General features: G+C 38.9%; 22 protein-coding genes. 11 read left to right on the forward strand and 11 right to left on the reverse strand.

Going from position 1 to position 20,106, the window contains the following annotated elements; translation table 11 throughout:
* The first annotated feature begins 12 nt into the window (after window positions 1-12).
* Window positions 13-513, forward strand: a complete 501-nt coding sequence (locus tag BK049_RS09890; protein ID WP_008355083.1) for a YwgA family protein — start codon at window positions 13-15, stop codon at window positions 511-513.
* Between the two features lie 92 nt (window positions 514-605).
* Here the strand turns inward: BK049_RS09890 and BK049_RS09895 are convergent, their stop codons facing one another.
* From BK049_RS09895 to ssuE, 8 genes are read right to left on the reverse strand one after another with little or no spacing between them, the layout of a single operon-like run.
* Window positions 606-1,349 carry an amino acid ABC transporter ATP-binding protein gene (locus tag BK049_RS09895; RefSeq protein ID WP_071168414.1) on the reverse strand — a complete coding sequence of 248 codons (744 nt, stop codon included), beginning with the start codon at window positions 1,347-1,349 and terminating at the stop codon, window positions 606-608.
* Window positions 1,346-2,056 carry an ABC transporter permease subunit gene (locus BK049_RS09900; RefSeq protein ID WP_071168415.1) on the reverse strand — a complete coding sequence of 237 codons (711 nt, stop codon included), beginning with the start codon at window positions 2,054-2,056 and terminating at the stop codon, window positions 1,346-1,348. Before BK049_RS09900 ends, BK049_RS09895 begins: the two co-directional genes overlap by 4 nt.
* A 16-nt stretch (window positions 2,057-2,072) precedes the next feature.
* On the reverse strand, window positions 2,073-2,915 hold the full coding sequence (locus tag BK049_RS09905; protein ID WP_071168416.1) for a transporter substrate-binding domain-containing protein: 843 nt from the start codon (window positions 2,913-2,915) through the stop codon (window positions 2,073-2,075).
* Between the two features lie 17 nt (window positions 2,916-2,932).
* A complete protein-coding gene (locus BK049_RS09910) occupies window positions 2,933-3,697 on the reverse strand; it encodes an amino acid ABC transporter permease (protein ID WP_071168417.1) in 765 nt (254 codons plus the stop codon).
* Window positions 3,698-3,710: 13 nt separating this feature from the next.
* Complete coding sequence (locus BK049_RS09915) at window positions 3,711-4,274, reverse strand: GNAT family N-acetyltransferase (RefSeq protein ID WP_008355075.1); 564 nt, start codon at window positions 4,272-4,274, stop codon at window positions 3,711-3,713.
* Window positions 4,275-4,309: 35 nt separating this feature from the next.
* Complete coding sequence (locus BK049_RS09920) at window positions 4,310-4,564, reverse strand: glutaredoxin family protein (RefSeq protein ID WP_008355073.1); 255 nt, start codon at window positions 4,562-4,564, stop codon at window positions 4,310-4,312.
* Window positions 4,564-5,589: an LLM class flavin-dependent oxidoreductase gene (locus tag BK049_RS09925; RefSeq protein ID WP_008355070.1), complete on the reverse strand. Its 1,026-nt coding sequence runs from the start codon at window positions 5,587-5,589 to the stop codon at window positions 4,564-4,566. The genes BK049_RS09920 and BK049_RS09925 overlap by 1 nt, the downstream gene beginning before the upstream one ends.
* Complete coding sequence (ssuE, locus tag BK049_RS09930) at window positions 5,573-6,124, reverse strand: NADPH-dependent FMN reductase (protein WP_008355067.1); 552 nt, start codon at window positions 6,122-6,124, stop codon at window positions 5,573-5,575. Before ssuE ends, BK049_RS09925 begins: the two co-directional genes overlap by 17 nt.
* 150 nt (window positions 6,125-6,274) lie before the next feature.
* Here ssuE and BK049_RS09935 point away from each other — a divergent pair, with 150 nt between their 5' ends.
* Entirely contained in the window at window positions 6,275-7,156 is an 882-nt protein-coding gene (locus BK049_RS09935) for a LysR family transcriptional regulator (protein WP_008355065.1), read from the forward strand.
* 42 nt (window positions 7,157-7,198) lie between these two features.
* Here the strand turns inward: BK049_RS09935 and BK049_RS09940 are convergent, their stop codons facing one another.
* Entirely contained in the window at window positions 7,199-8,527 is a 1,329-nt protein-coding gene (locus BK049_RS09940; RefSeq protein WP_008355062.1) for an LLM class flavin-dependent oxidoreductase, read from the reverse strand.
* A 374-nt stretch (window positions 8,528-8,901) separates the two neighbouring features.
* Between BK049_RS09940 and BK049_RS09945 the strand changes: the two genes are divergently transcribed.
* The 5 genes from BK049_RS09945 to BK049_RS09970 all read left to right on the forward strand — a co-directional run bounded on the left by BK049_RS09945 (window position 8,902) and on the right by BK049_RS09970 (window position 13,917).
* Complete coding sequence (locus BK049_RS09945) at window positions 8,902-9,714, forward strand: zinc-dependent metalloprotease (RefSeq protein ID WP_008355060.1); 813 nt, start codon at window positions 8,902-8,904, stop codon at window positions 9,712-9,714.
* A gap of 298 nt (window positions 9,715-10,012) precedes the next feature.
* Entirely contained in the window at window positions 10,013-10,330 is a 318-nt protein-coding gene (locus tag BK049_RS09950) for an uberolysin/carnocyclin family circular bacteriocin (protein ID WP_008355058.1), read from the forward strand.
* A gap of 80 nt (window positions 10,331-10,410) precedes the next feature.
* Window positions 10,411-12,150 (forward strand): hypothetical protein, encoded by a 1,740-nt coding sequence (locus BK049_RS09955; RefSeq protein WP_008355057.1) that lies wholly within the window; start codon window positions 10,411-10,413, stop codon window positions 12,148-12,150.
* Between the two features lie 25 nt (window positions 12,151-12,175).
* Window positions 12,176-12,667 (forward strand): stage II sporulation protein M, encoded by a 492-nt coding sequence (locus tag BK049_RS09960; RefSeq protein WP_071168418.1) that lies wholly within the window; start codon window positions 12,176-12,178, stop codon window positions 12,665-12,667.
* 593 nt (window positions 12,668-13,260) lie between these two features.
* A complete protein-coding gene (locus tag BK049_RS09970) occupies window positions 13,261-13,917 on the forward strand; it encodes an ATP-binding cassette domain-containing protein (protein ID WP_008355051.1) in 657 nt (218 codons plus the stop codon).
* A 355-nt stretch (window positions 13,918-14,272) separates the two neighbouring features.
* Here BK049_RS09970 and BK049_RS09975 read toward each other — a convergent pair whose 3' ends face one another.
* Entirely contained in the window at window positions 14,273-14,458 is a 186-nt protein-coding gene (locus BK049_RS09975; protein ID WP_008355048.1) for a 2-hydroxymuconate tautomerase, read from the reverse strand.
* 107 nt (window positions 14,459-14,565) lie between these two features.
* Here BK049_RS09975 and BK049_RS09980 point away from each other — a divergent pair, with 107 nt between their 5' ends.
* Window positions 14,566-15,228: a site-2 protease family protein gene (locus BK049_RS09980; RefSeq protein ID WP_071168419.1), complete on the forward strand. Its 663-nt coding sequence runs from the start codon at window positions 14,566-14,568 to the stop codon at window positions 15,226-15,228.
* A gap of 12 nt (window positions 15,229-15,240) precedes the next feature.
* Window positions 15,241-15,759, forward strand: a complete 519-nt coding sequence (locus BK049_RS09985; RefSeq protein WP_007497712.1) for a YwhD family protein — start codon at window positions 15,241-15,243, stop codon at window positions 15,757-15,759.
* 125 nt (window positions 15,760-15,884) lie between these two features.
* Here BK049_RS09985 and BK049_RS09990 read toward each other — a convergent pair whose 3' ends face one another.
* Window positions 15,885-17,954, reverse strand: a complete 2,070-nt coding sequence (locus BK049_RS09990) for a transglycosylase domain-containing protein (protein WP_071168420.1) — start codon at window positions 17,952-17,954, stop codon at window positions 15,885-15,887.
* A 216-nt stretch (window positions 17,955-18,170) separates the two neighbouring features.
* Here BK049_RS09990 and speE point away from each other — a divergent pair, with 216 nt between their 5' ends.
* Both speE and speB read left to right on the forward strand, forming a co-directional pair.
* Window positions 18,171-19,001, forward strand: a complete 831-nt coding sequence (gene speE / locus BK049_RS09995) for a spermidine synthase (RefSeq protein WP_071168421.1) — start codon at window positions 18,171-18,173, stop codon at window positions 18,999-19,001.
* A gap of 69 nt (window positions 19,002-19,070) precedes the next feature.
* Entirely contained in the window at window positions 19,071-19,943 is an 873-nt protein-coding gene (gene speB, locus BK049_RS10000; RefSeq protein ID WP_071168422.1) for an agmatinase, read from the forward strand.
* Window positions 19,944-20,106: the final 163 nt, after the last annotated feature.

The raw sequence follows: 20,106 nt of genomic DNA on the forward strand, positions 1-20,106 counted from the left end.
GATGTCGGGAATTTGTTGAAAGAGCATGCAAAGTTGATGAAGGTGTTCTCTGAATCTGGGGAAATCGTGGGACGGAAGAAGCTGCAAAAAATGATTTACATAGCAAAAAAGCTAGATTTGCCTTTTTATGAGAAATACGATTTTCATTTTTATGGCCCCTATTCAGAGGAGTTGACGCTCAGAATTGAAGAGCTGTGCAACCTTGGATTCTTGGACGAAATGAAGGAAAAAAAGGGCGGATACTATCAATATCGTTATTCGCTGACGGACAATGGGAAAGAGTTTCTCGATCAGTGTGAAGTGGACATGCCTGACCTCAAAGTGCTGACGCAGCAGATGAATGAGCAATCGTCTCGTTTTCTAGAGCTTGTCTCAACGATTTTATACTTTGATGATCTGCCAAAAGATGAGGTAAAGGAAAAGGTATTCACCATTAAAAGCAAGCAGCGCTATACGGACGAAGAATTTGAGGCAGCCCTTGCTTATATTGATCAGTTGAAGGAACTGCACTAGAAAAACCATTATGTGCTGGCTATTTGCTAGAACAGACGGGCATATAAGAAACAGAAAAAACAAGTCGATCTCCTTGGAACGACTTGTTTTTTTTATGAATGGTTATAAGAAAATCTTGCTAAAAATTGTTTTGTGCGTTCTTCTTTAGTATGTTCAAAGACTTCTTCTGGTGTGCCTGATTCAACGATCACGCCATCCTCCATAAAAATCACTCTGTCGGCAATGTCATAGGCAAAGCTCATCTCGTGCGTGACGATGATCATCGTGACCCCAGTTTGTGCTACTTGTTTAATGACTTCAAGTGTTTCACCTACAAGCTCGGGATCTAAGGCGGAGGTCGGCTCATCAAACAAAATGACTTCCGGATTCAATGCAAGTGCTCTTGCAATGCCTACTCGCTGCTGCTGCCCGCCGGATAATTGATGCGGATAGGCATCCTTTTTTTCTAGTAGCCCTACTTTTGTGAGCAAATGGAGGGCTGTGTCATAGGCTTGGTTTTTCGGATGCTTACGGGCAATGACTAAGCCTTCCATGACATTCTCAAGAGCTGTCTTATGAATAAACAAATCGTATTGCTGAAAGACCATCGCTGTTTTTCTGCGAAGTGCCAGAATGTCTTTAGGCCTTGCTTGATTGAACTTGACGGTCGTGTGATCAATGCTGATTTCTCCTTGATCCGCACGCTCAAGAAAATTCAAGCATCGCAGAAAGGTTGATTTCCCAGAACCACTCGGACCTAAAATGACGACCACTTCGCCCCTTTCTACCGTTAAATCAATTCCTCTCAGAATCTGGCTTTTACCGAACGCTTTATGCACCTGTTTAATGTCAATCATGCCAATCGTCTCCTTTTGCTTTTGAGTACATATGTCTCATATGCGGCTGTGATGGCTTCGATAGAGGCACACAGAGCCCAGTAAATCAGGGCAACAGCGATGTATGCTTCAAGATAACGATAGTTCACATTGGCTTTGATTAAAGCACCGTTTAAAATATCGACCACAGACACCATAGAGACGAGAGAAGAGGCTTTGATTAAACTGATCAGCATGTTGTTCAGTAAAGGAAGGGAGATGGGAAAGACCTGTGGAATGATGACCCTTCGCAAAACCTGTTTCCCTGTAAAACCAATGGATCGAGCGGCATCAAATTGACCTTTTGGAATGGACGCAAGAGAGCTTCGAAATATTTCTGAAAGCCCGCTGATGGCATATAAGGTGAGGGAGAAAATCGCAATCCACCTTCTATCCATATCACTAAAACGAATCGGCAGCGAAAGAGATGCAGCCAAGTGATCAAGCGAATCGGAAAACATCAGATAAGAAACGAGCAAGATTAATACAACCGGAATGGCTTTAAATATGGCCACAAACCATTTGAACACTTGAGACAATACAGGCACTTGATAAAAACGAATAAGGGCAATGCCAAAGCCAAAGACGGAGCCAAATAATAGCGGGAGAAAGCCTAATAGCAGAGTCGTTGGCAAATAATGAAGTGCAGCTAGAAAGGCCTGAAACATAAAAGCAACATCAAAATCCATTCTGACGGCTCCTTTCTTATGATTGAGTAAAATCTCCGCCCAATATTTTCTTAGACAGTTCAGCGAGCTTTCCGTTATCGATCAGCTTTTGTAATGCTTGATCAATGTCTTTTTGAAGTGTCGTATTGTTTTTTTGATAAAGATAATACGTTTTAGATACGTTCACAGGCTTTCCAGAGGTGACAAGGTTGGCATTGAATTGTTTGTTTAGCTTATTGACATCATACTTTGTGAGCAAGGCCGCATCGACTGTGCCATTCTGCAAGTTTTTGACCAGTATTTCGTTTCCTCCATCCCCATAGACAATGTCAATTTTTCGGTCATGCTTTTGGTTATATTGCTCTAGAAGATAAGCAAAGTTACTTCCAGTGGACGCATGCACCTTGTGCCCAGCCAAGTCGTTCAGGCTTTGAAAGTCATGACCGGACGCCTTATCAACAACCACATAGCTTGTATAATCGGTGTAGCCCACTTTTCCAAATAGATATTTCTTCTGACGCTCATCATTGATTTCATATTGATGGGCAGCGAGATCTACTTTACCAGCATCTAATGCAGGTAAAATATTTTTAAACTCAAAGGATTCATATTTAAATGTGTATTGTGGAAGCAGCTGATCGACTTCATCTAATACAGCCTTCTCATAGCCTGTTAATTTTCCATTTTCGTCTAAGTAAACAAAGGGCTGGTAAGCGTTCCCTGTTCCAATGATGATTTCTTTAGCATCGGGATGATTATTCGCTGCTTCTGCTTTGACTTCATTAGATTGTTCATCATTACCGCAGGCAGCAAGGAGCAATGATCCAAGTGCAAGCAGACCAATGATGGAATGTTTTTTGAATAGTTTGTGATTTTTCATGTGAAATCCTCCTCTTTTTACTTCGCACGTTTTTCTAAAGTAGTGAAGGCCGTGTCGGCTCTTTTTAAGGAAATGAATGTCGTCTGACGCTGTTTTCTTGTTTTCGGTGTACTGACTCGCTTTTCCAATAGGTCAAACGCTTTTTCTAGCAGCAGACTTAACACGATAAAAATGACGGCAGCAATAAAGTATCCTTCTAATACGCGGTAGTATAGAGCCCCTAATGTTTGCACCTTTCCTATAATGTCCATCACGCCGAGTGTAAAGGCGAGAGAGGTATTTTGTAATAAGTTGACGATGGCCACGCCAATATTCGGGAGAGCGCTTTTTCCTGCTTGAGGAATGAGCGTTCTTCTATAAATCTGCCATTTCGTCATCCCGATGGAGGCAGCCGCTTCATATTGAGATAATGGGACACTCGATAAAGCAGACCGATATATTTCTGAAAAATAGGCTGCTGTATTGAGTCCATATGTAATGTAAAGAAAGATCAATTTGTTCCACATGGAGATATCAAGTCCAATTGTTGCAAGCACACCTGGCAGGCCATAAAAGACAATAAACATTTGGACAAGGATAGGTGTGCCGCGAATAAATGAGACATAGATTGCACTGAGTTGATGCAGGACGGGGATGCGCTCGATTCGAAAATAAGCAAGAATGAATCCAAGAAAACTGCCAATCAATGTGGCAAATAACACAATCAGCAAGGTTGTCGGAAGAGCCGACAATACTTTAGGGAAGAGCGTCACCACATACTCCCATTTGAAAAACTCACCCATGTTGAATTACCTCCTATATAGAAGTCGTTTCGACTTTTTCTTCTGCGGGCGGTGCTCCTAGTATGGCGGCATCGAAACGTTCAGGGATGAGCACTTTATACATCAATACACCTAAGTCGCCATTATCGGCTTCACGTTCAATATATTTTGTATATCCTTTTCGTTCGTACATTTTTAAAAGCCAAGGATGCTTTCGGCCAGAAGTGCCCAGTGTATATGCTGGCGCTTTATATGTCTGGCGGAGCAAGGTGTTTTCCACATAATCGAGCAGCTTATTTCCAATCCCTTGACCTGCTAAATCAGGAGCTGTAGCAAACCACCAAACAAATGGATATCCTGAAACCGGTTGAGTGCTCTCCCAAGGAAAACGTATGGTGATGGTTGATATGAGCCGCCCGTCTCGTTCTAACACAACAGCAACGGACTGTCTGATGTTTTCTGTGACCATTTCAAGTGTGGCGCTTGTGGATGGCCAATCAATGCCCATTTCAGCAAGTGGTTGAAATGCACTGGTCAGCAATTCTAGAAAAGCTGGCGCATCTTCTTCGGTAGCGATGCGAAAAGTATCTCGACTCATGACAAACCTCCATTCAAAAGTGTAAATATGTACTGTCAGATCAACGCTTTTCGTAAATCATTGATATCTGGATTCAGCAATGCTTGATACACATGGGGATCACGGCTGATCTCTACTACAGGCACATAACGCACGCCATATTTTTCTTCTAAAATATTTCTGTAATGATCATGTTCCGTTACATCAATCGTTGCATAAGAAATGTGCTGTTCGTTGAAGTAGGACTGAATTTCCTTACAATAATTGCATCCATTTTTGCTCCATAAAATGATTTTTTGTTTGTTTGACATTAGACGTTCACCTCTTGATTGATTTGCTTTTTAGCTGTTTGTTCATGATCAAATGCTTCTTTTAATAATGTGATAGACGCTATTCTTGCATCAATGTCTACAATCGGAGATAGCACGATGAATTCATTGATATCATAAGACTCGGCTAGCTCAGTCAGCCGATGATGAACGGTTTCTTTTGTGCCAGCGGTATAGCCTGCTTTTTGAATGTGGATGTTGTAGTGTTCCTTCTTTGTTCCTGTCACGAGCTTTTCTGCATCTTCTAGTGATGTCACATTGAGCTTTCTTCCATCGGAAAAGGAGACCTTCACTGTTTCCTTTTGTTTGATGTACGAGAGAGCTTGTTCATGGTCTTCAGCTACAGATACGGTGATGGCGAGAAGGAATTGCTGATGAGTGTCCTCTTTCTGATATTTTTTGAAGGTCTCCCTTGCTTCTTTTAATAAGGCATCATCCCCGTTAATAAAATAGGCAAAAACAAAGGAGATTCCTAGTTTTGCTGCCAATTCAGCGCTCTCAGTACTTCCGCCTAGAAGGAACATATCGGGTGATACGCTGGGGATTGGCTGAGCATTTAATTCATTTGCTTGTTCAGTGAGATACGTTTTGAGTTCCACTAATTTTTGAGAAAAATCTTTCCGTGACGCTTGATCATTTTCCTGAAGTGCTTGTGTCGATAGATTAAGTCCTCCCGGTGCTTTCCCAACACCTAAATCGACTCTGCCAGGCGCTAATGATGCCAGTACGTGGAAGGTTTCAGCTACCTTAAACGGACTGTAATGCTGAAGCATGACACCGCCAGAGCCAATTCGTAAGGTGTTCGTTTTTGCTAAAAGATAGCCGGCAAGTGCTTCAGGGGAAGAACCAGCGACTTGAGGATTATTGTGATGTTCAGATACCCAAAACCTGTGATAACCCAGTTGATCTGCTGCTTCAGCTAGTTTGACGGTATGCTGAATGCCCGTCTCTGCTTTCTCATTTTCACTGACGAGGCTTTGATCAAGAATACTAAGGGTGAGCGACATGGGCGGTTCCTCCTATTAGACTTTGATATTGAGATAGTGCAAGGTTTAATCTGTTGGTGGCATCTAGATCAAGCACATAGCTGTCTGAATCCTGCTTTGTGACCTGATGATCCACCACATAAACGCCAGATTGAACAGCGGTTGCACCGAGTTGATGAATGATGGGTTTAAGTGCATATTCAATGACGAGCAAGTGACCATAGGTTCCTCCTAAAACACAAGGGAGGACGGGTTTCCCTTGGAATGCTTTCTGGGGAAGTAAATCTAAAAAAGTTTTTAAGATACCGGAAAAAGACGCTTTGTAGACGGGTGTTAACACAATGACACCGTCGCTCTCATTCACAAGACCAATGGCTTTGACAATGTCTTCGTTTGAAAAATCTGCTCCGATTAAGGCGTCGCTAGGGAGCTGGTGGACTTGAATGATATGAACATCAATCCCATTTAACGTTAAACGATGCTTCACATGCTGCAGGACACCGGTTAGTCGAGATTGGACGGAATGTCCGCCTGCTATAATGGTTACTTTCGTCAATTCGTCTCCTCCATTTCTTATAATTCCTTCTAAACAGCTTGGAATAGTTGATAATATAAATTATAATAAGGCAAACCAATAGAAAAGTATAATTAGTAATCATAAATACACGATTTAGTTATTTAAAATATAGGGAAAAGAGGGGTTTTCATGGAGATTCGTGCGATTCGCACCTTTGCGACAATTGTGAAATACGGGAATTTTTTAAAAGCAGCAGAAGCGCTGAATTATTCTCAGCCAACCATTACCTTGCACATTAAGCATTTAGAAGAGGAAATTGGAGAGAAACTTCTAGAAAGAGGGAAGACCTTAAAGTTAACAGCATCAGGGCAGCTTTTTTATGAAAGAGCCAATTCTTTACTCAATGAATATGAGAAATTGACGAAAACACTCCAAGATTTAGAGGTGGGCATTGCGGGATTCATTCGCATCGGTGTTTCGGAGCCTACAGCCAGCTTAGAATTTCCTGCACTTATTGCAGAATTCAAGGAAAGGTTTCCGAATGTAGAGTTTTCTGTGCAAGTAGCGGATGCGAATACATTGAGTTCCTTACTTTCTCATGATGAGATTGATTTTGCGATTTGCGGAGCACCAGAAGCTTCGATGGACAATAGTTATAAGCCCCTTTTTCAAGATGATATCGTTCTGCTCGTTCCCTCTTCCCATCGATTGGCAGAGAAAGATGTAGTCGAGATAGCAGATTTAAAGGATGAGACGATTTTATTTACGCCCCATAATTGCCCTATCCGCATTCAAATTGAACAACAAATTGTTAATGTCATTGGGACAAATTACAATAAATTAGAGATTACGAGCAGCATGTCCCATAAACACTATGTTCAGGCAGGCTTAGGAGTATCTCTTTTTACACGAACTGCTCATTCTTTTACACTTCCCGGCACCAAGGTATTAGAAATAAAGGGAATTCATGTTTCTCCGCCAGTTGGTCTATTGAGGAAAACAAATGATTCACCAGGAAGAGCCGTCCTTCAATTCATTGATCTCATTGAAAATCGATTGCATCAGGCATGAGAAAAAGAGGGGAGAGCCTTTGAGCTCACCCCTCTTTCATGTTTATTTCACTGTTTGTTTGAGAAACTGATTCTTCTTGATAGGCAGACCCAAATTTTCACGAAGGGTATGAGCTGGATAATTTGGGTCGTAATATCCTTTTTCTACTAATATCGGAATGACGTGCTCCGTCCATTCAGATAAACCGCTTGGTAGAATAGGAGCACCAAAAATAAACCCATCTGCGGCGTCTTCTTCAATCCATTGGATCAGCTGGTCTGCCACTTGTTCGTAAGTTCCGAAAAAAGCACTTTTTGGGGTCGTCACTTGTAAAGCGACTTCTCTTAATGTCAATTTTTGTTCTTTGGCCATTTTTTTAATGGATTCTGTTGTGGATTGAAAGCTGTTTGAACCGGCATCACCTATATCGGGAAATGGCTCATCAAGTGGAAATTGACTGAAGTCTAAGTGATCAAAGAACCTGCCAAGGTAATGAAGGGCTTCTTCAATAGAGACCAAATGCTGAATGGCTTCATACTTTTCTTCTGCTTCTTCGATGGTTTTCCCTGTAATCGGATGGATGCCAGGAAATATTTTGATATCAGATGGCTTTCTTCCCAGCGCTGTGGCTCTATTTTTTACATCCTGGTAATATGCTTTTGCCTTTTCAAGTGAATCTGCATTCGTAAATACGGCGTCTGCTTCTTTTGCGGCTAAATCCTTTCCTGCCTCTGACGCGCCTGCTTGGAAAATGACGGGCTGCCCTTGATCAGATCGTTCGATATTTAAAGGCCCTTTGACAGAAAAGTGCTTGCCATGATGGTTTAATGTGTGCAGTTTATCTCGATCAAAGAAAACACCAGTGGATCGATCCCTTATAAAAGCATCTTCTTCCCATGAGCTCCAAAGACCGTTCACTACTTGTAAGTATTCTTCTGCAATTTCATATCGAAGTGAATGGCTTGGATGCGAACGGATGATGTGGTTTTCGGCAGAGCCTTCTAGTGGAGAAGTCACAACATTCCATCCGGCCCGGCCTTTACTTAATTTATCTAGGGATGCAAATTGACGTGCAATGGTAAAGGGCTCACTGTAGGAAGTTGATACAGTGCCCACAAGTCCAATCTGTGTGGTGACCGTGGCAAGTGCAGATAAAATGGTCAATGGCTCAAATCGGTTCAAGAAATGTGGAATGGAATGCTCATGAATATATAAGCCATCTGCGACAAAGACAAAACGGAATCCCGCTGATTCTGCCTTTTTTGTGATCGCTTGATAATAATCAATATTAACACTCGCATCTGCTGGAACCGATTCATCCTTCCATGCATTCATGTGGCCTCCTGGACCATGTAACATTAATCCAAATTGTATGTGCTTTTTCCCAGACATGCGGATCGTCCCTTCTGTTTTGAAGTAGCATTGTTTTTATGTTTTTCATCATAAGGGAGATTTGCAGAGAAGTATAATTGGTATCAGTAAAGTCTGACTTTATCTTTTCTAATATCAATTTTTTCAACCTTATATGGTGTGGCTGGGTCTATGACATCATTTTAGAAAAAGGCGGATGATTACCATGTAAATGACCCAGACCAAAAGTGCTGTTTTTTGATGAAATGTGTGTCGAAATATCCGAAAAATTAGTGAAAATGACATGATTCGACTTTCTTCCTGTATATCAAATTCCCTGTTTTTGACTGAATAGAAGGAAAATGGTGAATTTTCAGTGAATATATAACCTTGTGAAAAACAAAGGAGGGATAGGAATGAAAAAGCGTTCAGTCTTTTTGTCATTTTTATTGGTAGGTAGTTTGTTACCGGGGGTAAGTTCAGCTTCAGCACCAGTTGCAATTGCAGGTCATGGGCATGATCATGGTCATGCACCGTTCGAAACACATATTAGTGAAGGGTTGCCAAAGGCAAATGATTTTAAAGATTTGACGACGGCACCTCCAATTGAGCGAGATGTAACAACAAAAATTTTAGACGAGTCTGGTAAACAGGTAGGGTCTAGAACATTTAAAGCAAATACAGGAGATTCGATTTCAACAAAAGCTAGTACAGGCAGTCAGAAAGTGACCGTCTATGCAGTAGCTGATGCACAGTATCGCGCGAAATATAGTGATTGGCAGACGCGCATTGTCAGTATCATTGAGCAGGCGGACGTGACATTTAACCGCGATCATGATGTGGACTTTGTCGTACAAGCCGTAGGGTCTTGGACGTCTTCGGGATCAAATGCATCACAAATTCTGTCTAACCTTCAGCGCAACTTTGATGGCAGAGGATACGATTTTGTCACAGGATTTACAGCAAATCCAAACTTTGATGCTGGCGGAATTGCTTATGTTTACAATAGTGCACCGAGCGGAAGTGCATTCAGTGTCAACCTTGATCAAGGAACAGCGAATACGGCAAAAGCGGCTACGCATGAATACGGCCATAACTTTGGTTTGCCGCATGACCCTCAGGGTAGCGGAATTGTCTGCTTAATGAATTATGATTATTCTTACACTGTCGATTTCTTCGATGCGGCTCATAAAAATCAAGTGAACCGTAATAAAGCGTGGTACAGATAAGGTAAGAAATAAAAAGAGTGACTCGCAGGAACCGATTGAAGAAAATAATTGTATTTTAAATTATTTGCAAAGGGCTAGAAAAGCGTTTATTCTGGCCCTTTGTTTTGTAGTTAATAGAAATTAAAAAATAAAGATGTCTTCTATCGATGTAAAAGTTATACAAAAACGTGTGAATACTAACTGCATATAAAAATAGTTAAATTATATAAAAATAGTTAATTTTTTCTTGAAACTCCAAGTGAACTATGATTAAATTTTATTATGTTTCAAAATACAAATAAAAGGAAGGAGTGAGGAAATGACAGCTAGAGTTAATGCTTTCAAAATCTCAGGATTACTTTTAGTTAGTATTGCACTATTATTTGCATACTTCTTTGTGATGGGTAACTTGCCTATTGCTTATCTAACTAAAGAGTTTGGCATTCCGTCAGCAGTGGGAAGTACACTTACTTGGTACCTAGGAATGGGTGCAACAGCCTCAGTCATAATCGGTATATTATCAGGTTTTTTAACCGGAGGATTAGGGCTCATTGCAAATGCAGGTAGACAAGCACTTACATTGTATCTTAAAGAAGAACTTAGAAAAAGAGGAAAAAAGGCATTTATTGCTTGGTAAGGTATAATCCTTCTAATAAGAGGAATTCTCCTCTTATTAGAAGAATATCAATAAGCAATATTATCTTAGGAGTTATTCATGTGATAACACGATATATAAACATTTTAAAAATCCATTTGATTATGCGTACTGAAAAAGATTATTCATTTTTTGTAAGAGTGATTCCTTTTTTAAAAAGAATTAAGAATATTGTAATCATTAGAATGATAATTTCCACTATTTTATCTACTGTTTTAGCCTTTTTTTTATATCATAAATACTATAGTTTTATTGAAAGATGGAATGAATTTCTTTTATTGAGTATATTTATCTTGTTATTTTTTTTAGCAATAACTAATGGAATTCTAACTTATAGAAGAACACATTTTTCAATATATCAAGATTTATTAAGTACTTCACCCCTAAATCATCGCCAAATATATGTATTACTACTAATTGAAGAGCTGTTATGGTTTGTCATACAATCTTGGAATATTATAATAACTTTATTTGTATGTCTTTTTTTTATTTTAAAAATACCTTTTGGTTTATTTTTATTACTAGTTTGCAACCTCATTTTAATCATTTTCTTATTATTTATAATCTCGAATCGTATAATGGGGAAGTATCAAATATATAAAATTAAAAATAAAATCGGTTTGTTTAGATTTGTCATATATATGATTTTCTCTTGCGGGTTAATGTCATTTGGATTCATGATAAGTCATCAATTTGCAAAAATAATATTAGCCTTAAGAGAACCATTTAAAAACATAGAACAATTATTAGAAGATTCATATTGGTTAAGTGTAAAAGACATATTTGTTCACGAATTTAGTGGGGATTTTATTAATTTAAAGATGATAATCAAAGAAATTTATGGTGGAATCACATATTCTGTTAACTTACCATTCTTACTATTAGCTTTATTAGCTTTATCTATGTGCATTATCTTTATAACATCCAATTTATATCCTAATTATAACAATAGTGATCGAATAAAATCTAAACAGGAATTCTTCGATTTGTTTACAATTTATACTAATCTAATAAGCAAAGTCTTCAGATCCAATAAATCATTTCTGTTTAAAAAAGAACTTATTAATTTAGAAAGAAAACGATGGATCGTATCGCCAGGAGTCTTTTCTATTGTAATCTACTCGTTAGAAAGTTTTTTTTATTGTGGTATTTTAATAGGAATGGTAAAAAACACTAATGACAGTTCATTAATAATGGCGATGCTAATTCTCTTTAATGTTTTATCAATGATTATTCATTGCTTTGAAGTTTCCTATGAGTATCCTCAAGTATTCTTTTTAGGTTCTGAAGGGAAAAGTATTGATTTACTAAAAACATCTCCAAATGGAGTAATGGGGTTGTTTGAAGCGAAAATAAAATTATTAGAAGTAATTTTATTTATACCTTTTATTATAAATATGATCATATCTTTAATTGTTATAAATTCTGTAAAAGAGTTGAACTTATTATCATTTCTACAAATCATTATATTGTTGTTTTCTGTTTATAAAGTATCACCATTAATTCAATTGTATATGGCTCCGTTCTTTTCGAAATTTTCTTTTGACGATATACAGGAAGTTGGAAGTACTTATGATGAAAAGGAATTGCATATTAAGGCTCAAAGTCTACCAAGGAATTTTATAGTTGTCCCATTGTTAATATTCAGTTTTATTAATATATTTATACCTATATATAAATGGATTAATAATATTGAATTGTACTATTTTATTTATTTTATGTTAACTATAGTTGTTTTTAAATTCATATCAAAAAAAGTTGTTAAAAAGGGTATTGATAAGTTAGAAAGAGGTAAATTTTGAATGGTTTGATTGGTGTGTTAAAGAGATGGAAGAATATTTATTTTTTTTCATTATAGTTTTTGTCGTGGGTGTTTTTATTGGTTTATTGTTTCGAGAAGACGATATAGGACAAGCTAATCCCGAAAGTGTTTTTTATGCAAGTATATTCCTTAATAATATAGATGTTGGTTTGCTTTGTCTAATTGGTGGACTTTGTACAGGTGGTTCAATTCCTATATTTGTAATGTTAATGAATGGCTATATTGTTGGTAATACAATAGATAGTTTAATTGTCAATGGAAATATAGAATCTTTAATTACTGGATTGTTGCCGCATTTCTTTATTGAGATTTTTGGTTTGTTATCCTTTTCAGTTCTTGGAACTTTTACAGGAGTAATATTTTTAAAATTTTTGAAAAGGGAAATTTGTAAAATTAATTATTTGACAATGCTTATAGATGGCTCAATAATTCTTGTTGTTGCAATCGTAGCTCTATTTTTCGGAGCAATTATTGAAGACTTTGTGAGTAGGGTTTGAATATAATTGATTTCTAACATTCATATTTTAATAAATTTAGGAGGTAAAGATGCAACTTGTTTTTAAACCTCAGAAGTATTTAACGTTAAATTTAAAAAGAGTAACTAGTAGATCAATTTTGTTGCAGAATTTAATTATTATTCTATTAAATATGTTTTTTGTCACTTGTATTATAGTGCAACTTCTCCCTAGTAGTGAAAGTTATAATTTCTTTGCACTATATGCCTTTATTGCTTTTATTTTCACCCCTTTTTACCTGATTATCAATTTCATTATTTCTTTGCTTTATTTATTAGTCATGATTTTTTTTCATCCTACGTTAAAAATAAGTCGTTTTTTTGTTGTGATTTTGACATATAACACTTTGATTTTCTTTAGTAACTCTGTTGGTATAAATTTAATATTTATGTTCGAAAATTCTATTGTGATGGTGATAGTGTTTCTTATAACTTTTATAACAGTTGTTTGGGCCTCTCGAATTTTGTTTTTAGGATTAGTCAATTTTGTTGGTTATTCTAAAAAAGCAAGCTTAAACTTTTGTATTGTACTCTTCCTCTTTAATCTTATTTCTTTTGGAGGTGGGTTCTTAGTTAATGTCTAAATTGTTAAGTTTAAAAGATGTTAGTTTTTACTACAATAAAGGTAAACCGATATTAGAAGACTTAAATCTAAATCTTGATGCGCATAATATAATTTGTATTCTTGGTTCAAATGGAGCTGGTAAATCTACTTTATTAAAGATAATTGCAGGTATTGTCGAATTTCAAGGGGAGCTTAAATTTAAGGATACTCCAGTTGAAAATTGGAATGAATATAAAAAGAATATTGCATATGTTCCAAGTAATCATTTATTGTATGATATTCTCACAGGTGAGGAAAATTTAGAATTAATTAGAAATTTGTGGGGTGTACCTAAAAAACAATACTGGGAAAATGTCAGTTTTTATTCTGATAATTTAGAGATGAACCAACATTTATATACTAGAGTCGAACATTATTCTGAGGGAATGAAAGATAAACTTTTTTTTATTGCAAGTATTTCAAGAAAGCCAGATATTCTTTTGCTGGATGAGCCATTTATGTCTTGGGATGTTCATTCACAAAGAATAATTATTGATCTTGTCAAAAAATATAAAGAAGAACATGCGAAATCTGTTATTATAGTCACTCATTCTGAGCAATTGAAAGAAAATTTGGCGGATAAAGTATATCTAATTCAAGATAATAGACTTATTAACTTGATTAAATAGGGGTAATAAAAATGAAGAAATTATTTATCATATTATTAATGATATCAATCGCTGTCATAATAGTTGTCGTATCTACAGGTAGTCATCAAATTGTTGTAGGCAAGTTAATTATTATTTTTTGTTCGACTTTGGCTACAACAAGTGTTTTGAAAATAATTGGCACAAGAAAATAATTTTTAGCCTCACAATCTTTACGTGAATACAAACGAATTTAATCATGATCTATTCTAAACAAAACAGATTGAGTTTATATAGAGAGGGCTAATAACTGGATACAACTCTAATTTTGTTTGAATTCATTTAGCAAGCAATATAAAAGACGTCCCTTTAGAAAAAGAGACGTCTTTTATATTGCTTACAGATCGCTGATGCGCTTTCCTGCTACGGCAAAATGTTCTTTTTTCATTTCTTCAATAATGATAGAGACTTTTTCTGCTTCTGCGCCTGTTGTTTCAATAACGGCGTCTGTGACTTTCTCTACAAGTGCTTTTTTCTGTTCGTCTGTTCTTCCTTCAAGCATTTGAACGGTGATAATCGGCATGATGGCAACCTCCTTTTTCCTGTAGTGCTACGCTTCCCTTTAGTTTAAGGGACTTCTTATAGTATACTGAATGAAGTAAATCATTGTATAGAAAGAAAGAGGGATTCATGCCTTTGGACCAATTTCTTGTTTATCCATTAGAACTGATTCCATATGTCGCTATTACGCTTGTTGTGGCTTTTACGATGCACGAGCTGGCGCATGCATATGTTGCGTATCGTTTTGGAGATCCGACAGCTAAAAATCAAGGGAGACTGACGCTCAATCCATTGAAGCACCTTGATATTTTCGGGACGATCTTGATCTTTGTAGCTGGGTTTGGCTGGGCGAGGCCTGTACCTGTGAATCGGTACCATTTTAAAAACCCACGTCTCGCAGGGATATGTGTGTCGATCGCAGGACCTTTAAGTAATTTGGTTTTGGCATTTTTGGGCTTTTGTGTGTATGCGCTTCTTCAGAAATTTGGCGGGGAGTCGCTCATGCGCTTTGAGCCGGGGGTCGATTATTTCTTCCAAATCTTTATTAACTTGAACGTGATTTTGTTCCTATTTAACTTATTACCGATTCCACCGCTGGACGGATATCGTATTATTGAGGATGTTGTCAGTCCCGGCATCCGTGCAAAGATGACGCAATTTGAACAGTATGGGATCATCATTTTCCTCATATTTGTCATCACACCGCTAGGTCAGTTTATTTTTGTTCCATTGATCGGTATGAGAGATCAAATGATTGAATGGTTTAATCTTATTTTGAAACCGCTGCTTTAGGAGGTCTAATGAATGGAAGGTAAAAAGAAGAAACCAATTGGTTTTAATATCATTAAAAAAACAGATGCAACGGATGGGCATGGAGGTTTTGGGGCAGGTGCCCTCAGCCTTGATAATATCTCGCCGGTGATCATTGATGTAGAGGAAAAGGAAGCTGTCATTGATATTGGTGCAATGCATGCAAGAAGTGCCGTCGAAAAAGGAATTAAGTTTTTAAAAACCAAAGAAGAAGTACCTAATGGAAAGCCTTATTGGCTCGTATGGGTAACGATTGACCGTAGAGAAGAAGGCCCTTATTATGCAGGTGTGACGGCCTGTGAAATGACCGTTGACCGCTCGATCCGCAGAGGGTATAAGTCACTTCCTGAGCATGTGAATTTAATGGATAAATCGATGAAGCGTAAAATCGTTGTCAGCCATATGGATGATGGATCGAAAAAGGTGCTTGCTGATTTCTTGAAAAGTCACAATGAGGCGTTATGGGAAGCATCCACAGATGAATTAAAAGAAGGATTGGCTGTTCCTGAGTAATTGTGAAATTTTTGTGAAGAATGATGAATGGATACCAATTCTAGACGTTTTTTCAGTAAACTGGTGTTAAAGCTAGGACATGGAGAATCCCGAGATGCAGATCTCGGGGTTTTTCATGTCCTTTTTTAACGTTTCAGCCACTTTTCCCACCATTTTTTTGGCTGTTGATCCTGAACCGGGTCTTCTTCAGATGCTTTTTCCTCGGCACCGTAGCAGACACCTGTTGGCTCGGTTCCTTCTATAAAATAGGTGAATACCTTTGATTCACATCCAGGGCCTGCGAGATCGCCGGTTTTTGGATTGATATATACCCCTTTTACACCGTCTGGCGGCATGAAGGAGGAGGCGGGCTGGTTCGAGAGGGCTGATTCCATAAAGGAAGCCCATATTTTTTTCGCATAGGCGGTTTCTTCGACTGAGTCAATGGTGCGCCCTTTATCATAGCCGGTCCACACACCTGTGACGAGCTGGGGAGAGAAGCCAATCATCCAGCTGTCAGCACCTGTCGTCCCCGATTTCCCCCCGTATGTTCGTGTGAGGTCTTTTGTAATCGTACGCCCAGTGACACTTGTATAGCCATTTAATTGATCATTGAACATGCCTGACATCATGTCAGTGGTGACAAATGCTGCTTTTTCATCTAGTACCTGCTCTCGTTTTTGTTTCTCCTCAAAGAGTACGTTGCCTTTAGCGTCGGTCACTTTCGTAATGAAAGTAGGTTTGACGTGTTTGCCTTCATTGACCAGCATAGCGTACGCATTGGTCATTTCGATTGGTTTCACAGGAGACGTACCGAGCGCAAGTGAAGGCACTTGCTCTAGTTTTTCGCTGATCCCAAACAGCTTGCCAGCTCTTACAAGCTGCTCCATTCCTAAAAACAGGTGGGTTTTGACCGCGTAAATATTATCAGATAGAGCCAAAGCTTGAAGCATTGTAATGCCGTCATTGGCGTAATAGCCGTGATAGTTGCTTGGCGAATAAGCTGCTCCGCTTCCTTGACCATCCAGTTCAAAAACGGTTTCCTCACTGCGCATGACGGTTGCGGGTGTAAACCCATTTTGCAAGGCCATGTAATAGAGAAGAGGTTTCATTGTGGAACCAGGTTGTCTTTTCGCTTGTGTGACCCGGTTGAATGGACTTTTCTCATAATCTCTTCCCCCAACTAAGGCAAGTACATGACCTGTTTGGGGATGGATGGCGGTAAAGCCAATTTGAATGTCTGATGTTGAATCCATTATGTTTTTTACCGTTTTTTCTGCGATTTTTTGTAATTCAGGTTGTAAGGTCGTCTGGATATGAAGCCCATAGGTTTCTATTTGTTCCTCTGTTAAGCCCAATGTTTGTTTCAGTTCTCGAATCACATCATCATAAAAATACGGGGCTTGCTTTGCTTGCAGCTGCTTCTGCTGTAAGGGGCGATAGGTCAGTTTTTCCTTGGCTGCGGCAGCAGCTGCTTTCTTCGTAATCATGCCATCTTCTTGCATTTGCCTAAGAATCATATGTCTTCTTGCTTCGGCTTTCTCCTCGTTCACATAAGGGGAATAGAGAGAAGGACCCTTTGGGATACCAGCAAGCAAAGCAGATTCGGCTAAGGTTAAATTCTTCGCTTTTTTCCCAAAATAAAGACGGGATGCCGCTTCCACACCGTATGCGCCGTGGCCATAATAAATGGTGTTCAAGTATCCTTCTAAAATCTCATCTTTTGTATAATTTTGCTCTAAGCGGATGGTGTAAAAGGCTTCATTCCACTTCCGCTTCCATGTTTTATCATGATCCAAATATAGATTTCTTGCATATTGTTGGGTGATCGTGCTGGCCCCTTGCACCTTTGCCATTGCACGAATATCAGCTATCGCAGCACCCGCCATTCGTTTCACATCAAAGCCATGATGCTGATAAAACGTTTTATCTTCAACCGCTACGACTGCCTGTCTCATATGAGGGGACATGTCTGTTAGCGGAACCCAGTATCGCTTTTCTCCAAAGCTCGATTCGCCAAGTTTTGACCCATCTGCTGCATAAATGGTCGTGGATTGGGGAACTTGAACAGAAGGAGCGCCTTGCCACTTGGCAAGGATAAGAATCGTCAAAAAGACTGTGCCGGCAAATAGGAAAGCGAGCAAGCCGATAAAAAAACAGGCTCGAATCGTTTTCACGGTCATGCGGATTTTTTTATTACTCATGATTGTGTCCATGCAAAGCCCCCATTTTGACGGTTTTTTATCAGTATGGAACAAAGAAAACCGTTTTAAACAAGCGATTGGCTTTGAACATGGAGATATATCAAGCGGTTCTTTACAATTTGATATGAATCCACTATACTTTTTTCTTGGACAATCGATATCTTCATAGCCGATAAAAGGCGCTAACAATAGATGTTTGTTTATTATTGGATGAGAGGAAGATGAACAATGAGCGAACTTTGGTATACAGAGAAGCAAACGAAAAATTTTGGCATTACGTTGAAGGTGAAGAAAACCCTTCATACAGAACAAACAGACTTTCAGCATTTAGAAATGGTGGAAACAGAAGAGTTTGGCAATATGCTGTTTTTAGACGGCATGGTGATGACATCAGAGAAAGATGAGTTTGTATACCACGAAATGGTGGCACATGTTCCTCTTTTCACTCATCCAAACCCGGAAAATGTCCTTGTTGTAGGCGGAGGAGACGGCGGTGTTATTCGTGAAATCCTGAAGCACCCAAGTGTGAAAAAGGCGACACTGGTTGATATTGATGGCAAGGTCATCGAATACTCGAAGAAATTTCTCCCTTCAATTGCTGGTAAGCTAGACGATCCACGTGTGGATGTCAAAGTCGGAGACGGCTTTATGCACATTGCCGAAGCGGACAACGAATATGATGTCATCATGGTTGACTCAACTGAGCCAGTCGGACCAGCTGTGAACCTGTTTTCTAAAGGATTCTACGCCGGAATTTCTAAAGCATTAAAAGAAGACGGTATTTTCGTTGCACAAACGGACAACCCTTGGTTCACACCGGAGTTAATTACAAATGTACAGCGTGATGTAAAAGAAATTTTCCCAATTACGAAGCTTTACACAGCGAATATTCCAACGTATCCAAGCGGTCTTTGGACATTCACCATCGGTTCTAAAAAATATGATCCACTTGCTGTAGAAGACAGCCGTTTCTTTGAAATTGATACGAAATATTACACAAAAGAATTGCACAAAGCGGCATTCGTTCTGCCGAAATTTGTCAGCGACTTAATCAAATAAATCAAGCGAAATGGGAATGCGCAAATGACAGTTTGCGCATTTTTTGAAGCGTAAAAGGAGGAATCTTGCATGAGATTCGACGAGGCTTACTCAGGAAAAGTGTTTATTGGAAGTCACCCGACATGGGAAGATGCGAAAGTCATTTTATACGGCATGCCGATGGATTGGACCGTCAGTTACCGCCCAGGCTCACGTTTTGGTCCGAACCGCATTCGTGAGGTCTCCATTGGATTAGAGGAATACAGTCCTTATTTAGATCGTGAGCTGCATGAGGTGCCGTTCTTTGATGCTGGTGACATTCCGCTTCCATTTGGAAATGCACAGAAAAGCTTAGATTTAATTGAAGAGTATGTCGACAGCATTTTAGAAAAAGGGAAGTTCCCATTAGGAATGGGTGGAGAGCATCTTGTGTCTTGGCCGGTGTTCCGTGCGATGTACAAAAAATATCCCGATTTGGCGATTATCCATATGGATGCCCATACGGATCTTCGTGAGGAATATGAGGGCGAGCCGCTGTCTCATTCGACACCGATTCGTAAAGCAGCAGGACTCATTGGACCTGAAAATGTATTCTCGTTTGGTATCCGTTCTGGGATGAAGGAAGAATTTGAATGGGCAAAAGAAGCAGGCATGCACATATCTAAATTTGAAGTGCTCGAGCCGTTGAAGCAAGTATTGCCAAAGCTAAAAGGGCGTACAGTGTATGTGACGATCGATATTGATGTACTTGACCCAGCTCATGCACCTGGTACAGGAACGGTAGATGCTGGCGGTATTACGTCAAAAGAACTGCTGGCATCTATTCATGCGATTGCAGGCTCTGATGTCCATGTGGTCGGTGCAGACCTTGTGGAGGTAGCGCCTGTATATGATCATTCAGATCAAACAGCGAATACAGCAAGCAAGCTTTTGCGTGAAATGCTGCTTGGATTTGTGAAATAACATCTTGATAGAGGAGCTTGTCATCTCATAGGGACAAGCTCTTTTTTTACATGGGTGACATGATAAAGGAGACAGGCGTGTTTTCTTCTATATTGATGTTGTTACTTGCTGTAGGCTCTCTCATGCTGAATGGCAGCGTGTCCGTCTGCTTTCACCGCGAAAA

Origin of the sequence: Bacillus xiamenensis (assembly GCF_001857925.1) — a bacterium.
GTDB lineage: Bacteria > Bacillota > Bacilli > Bacillales > Bacillaceae > Bacillus > Bacillus xiamenensis.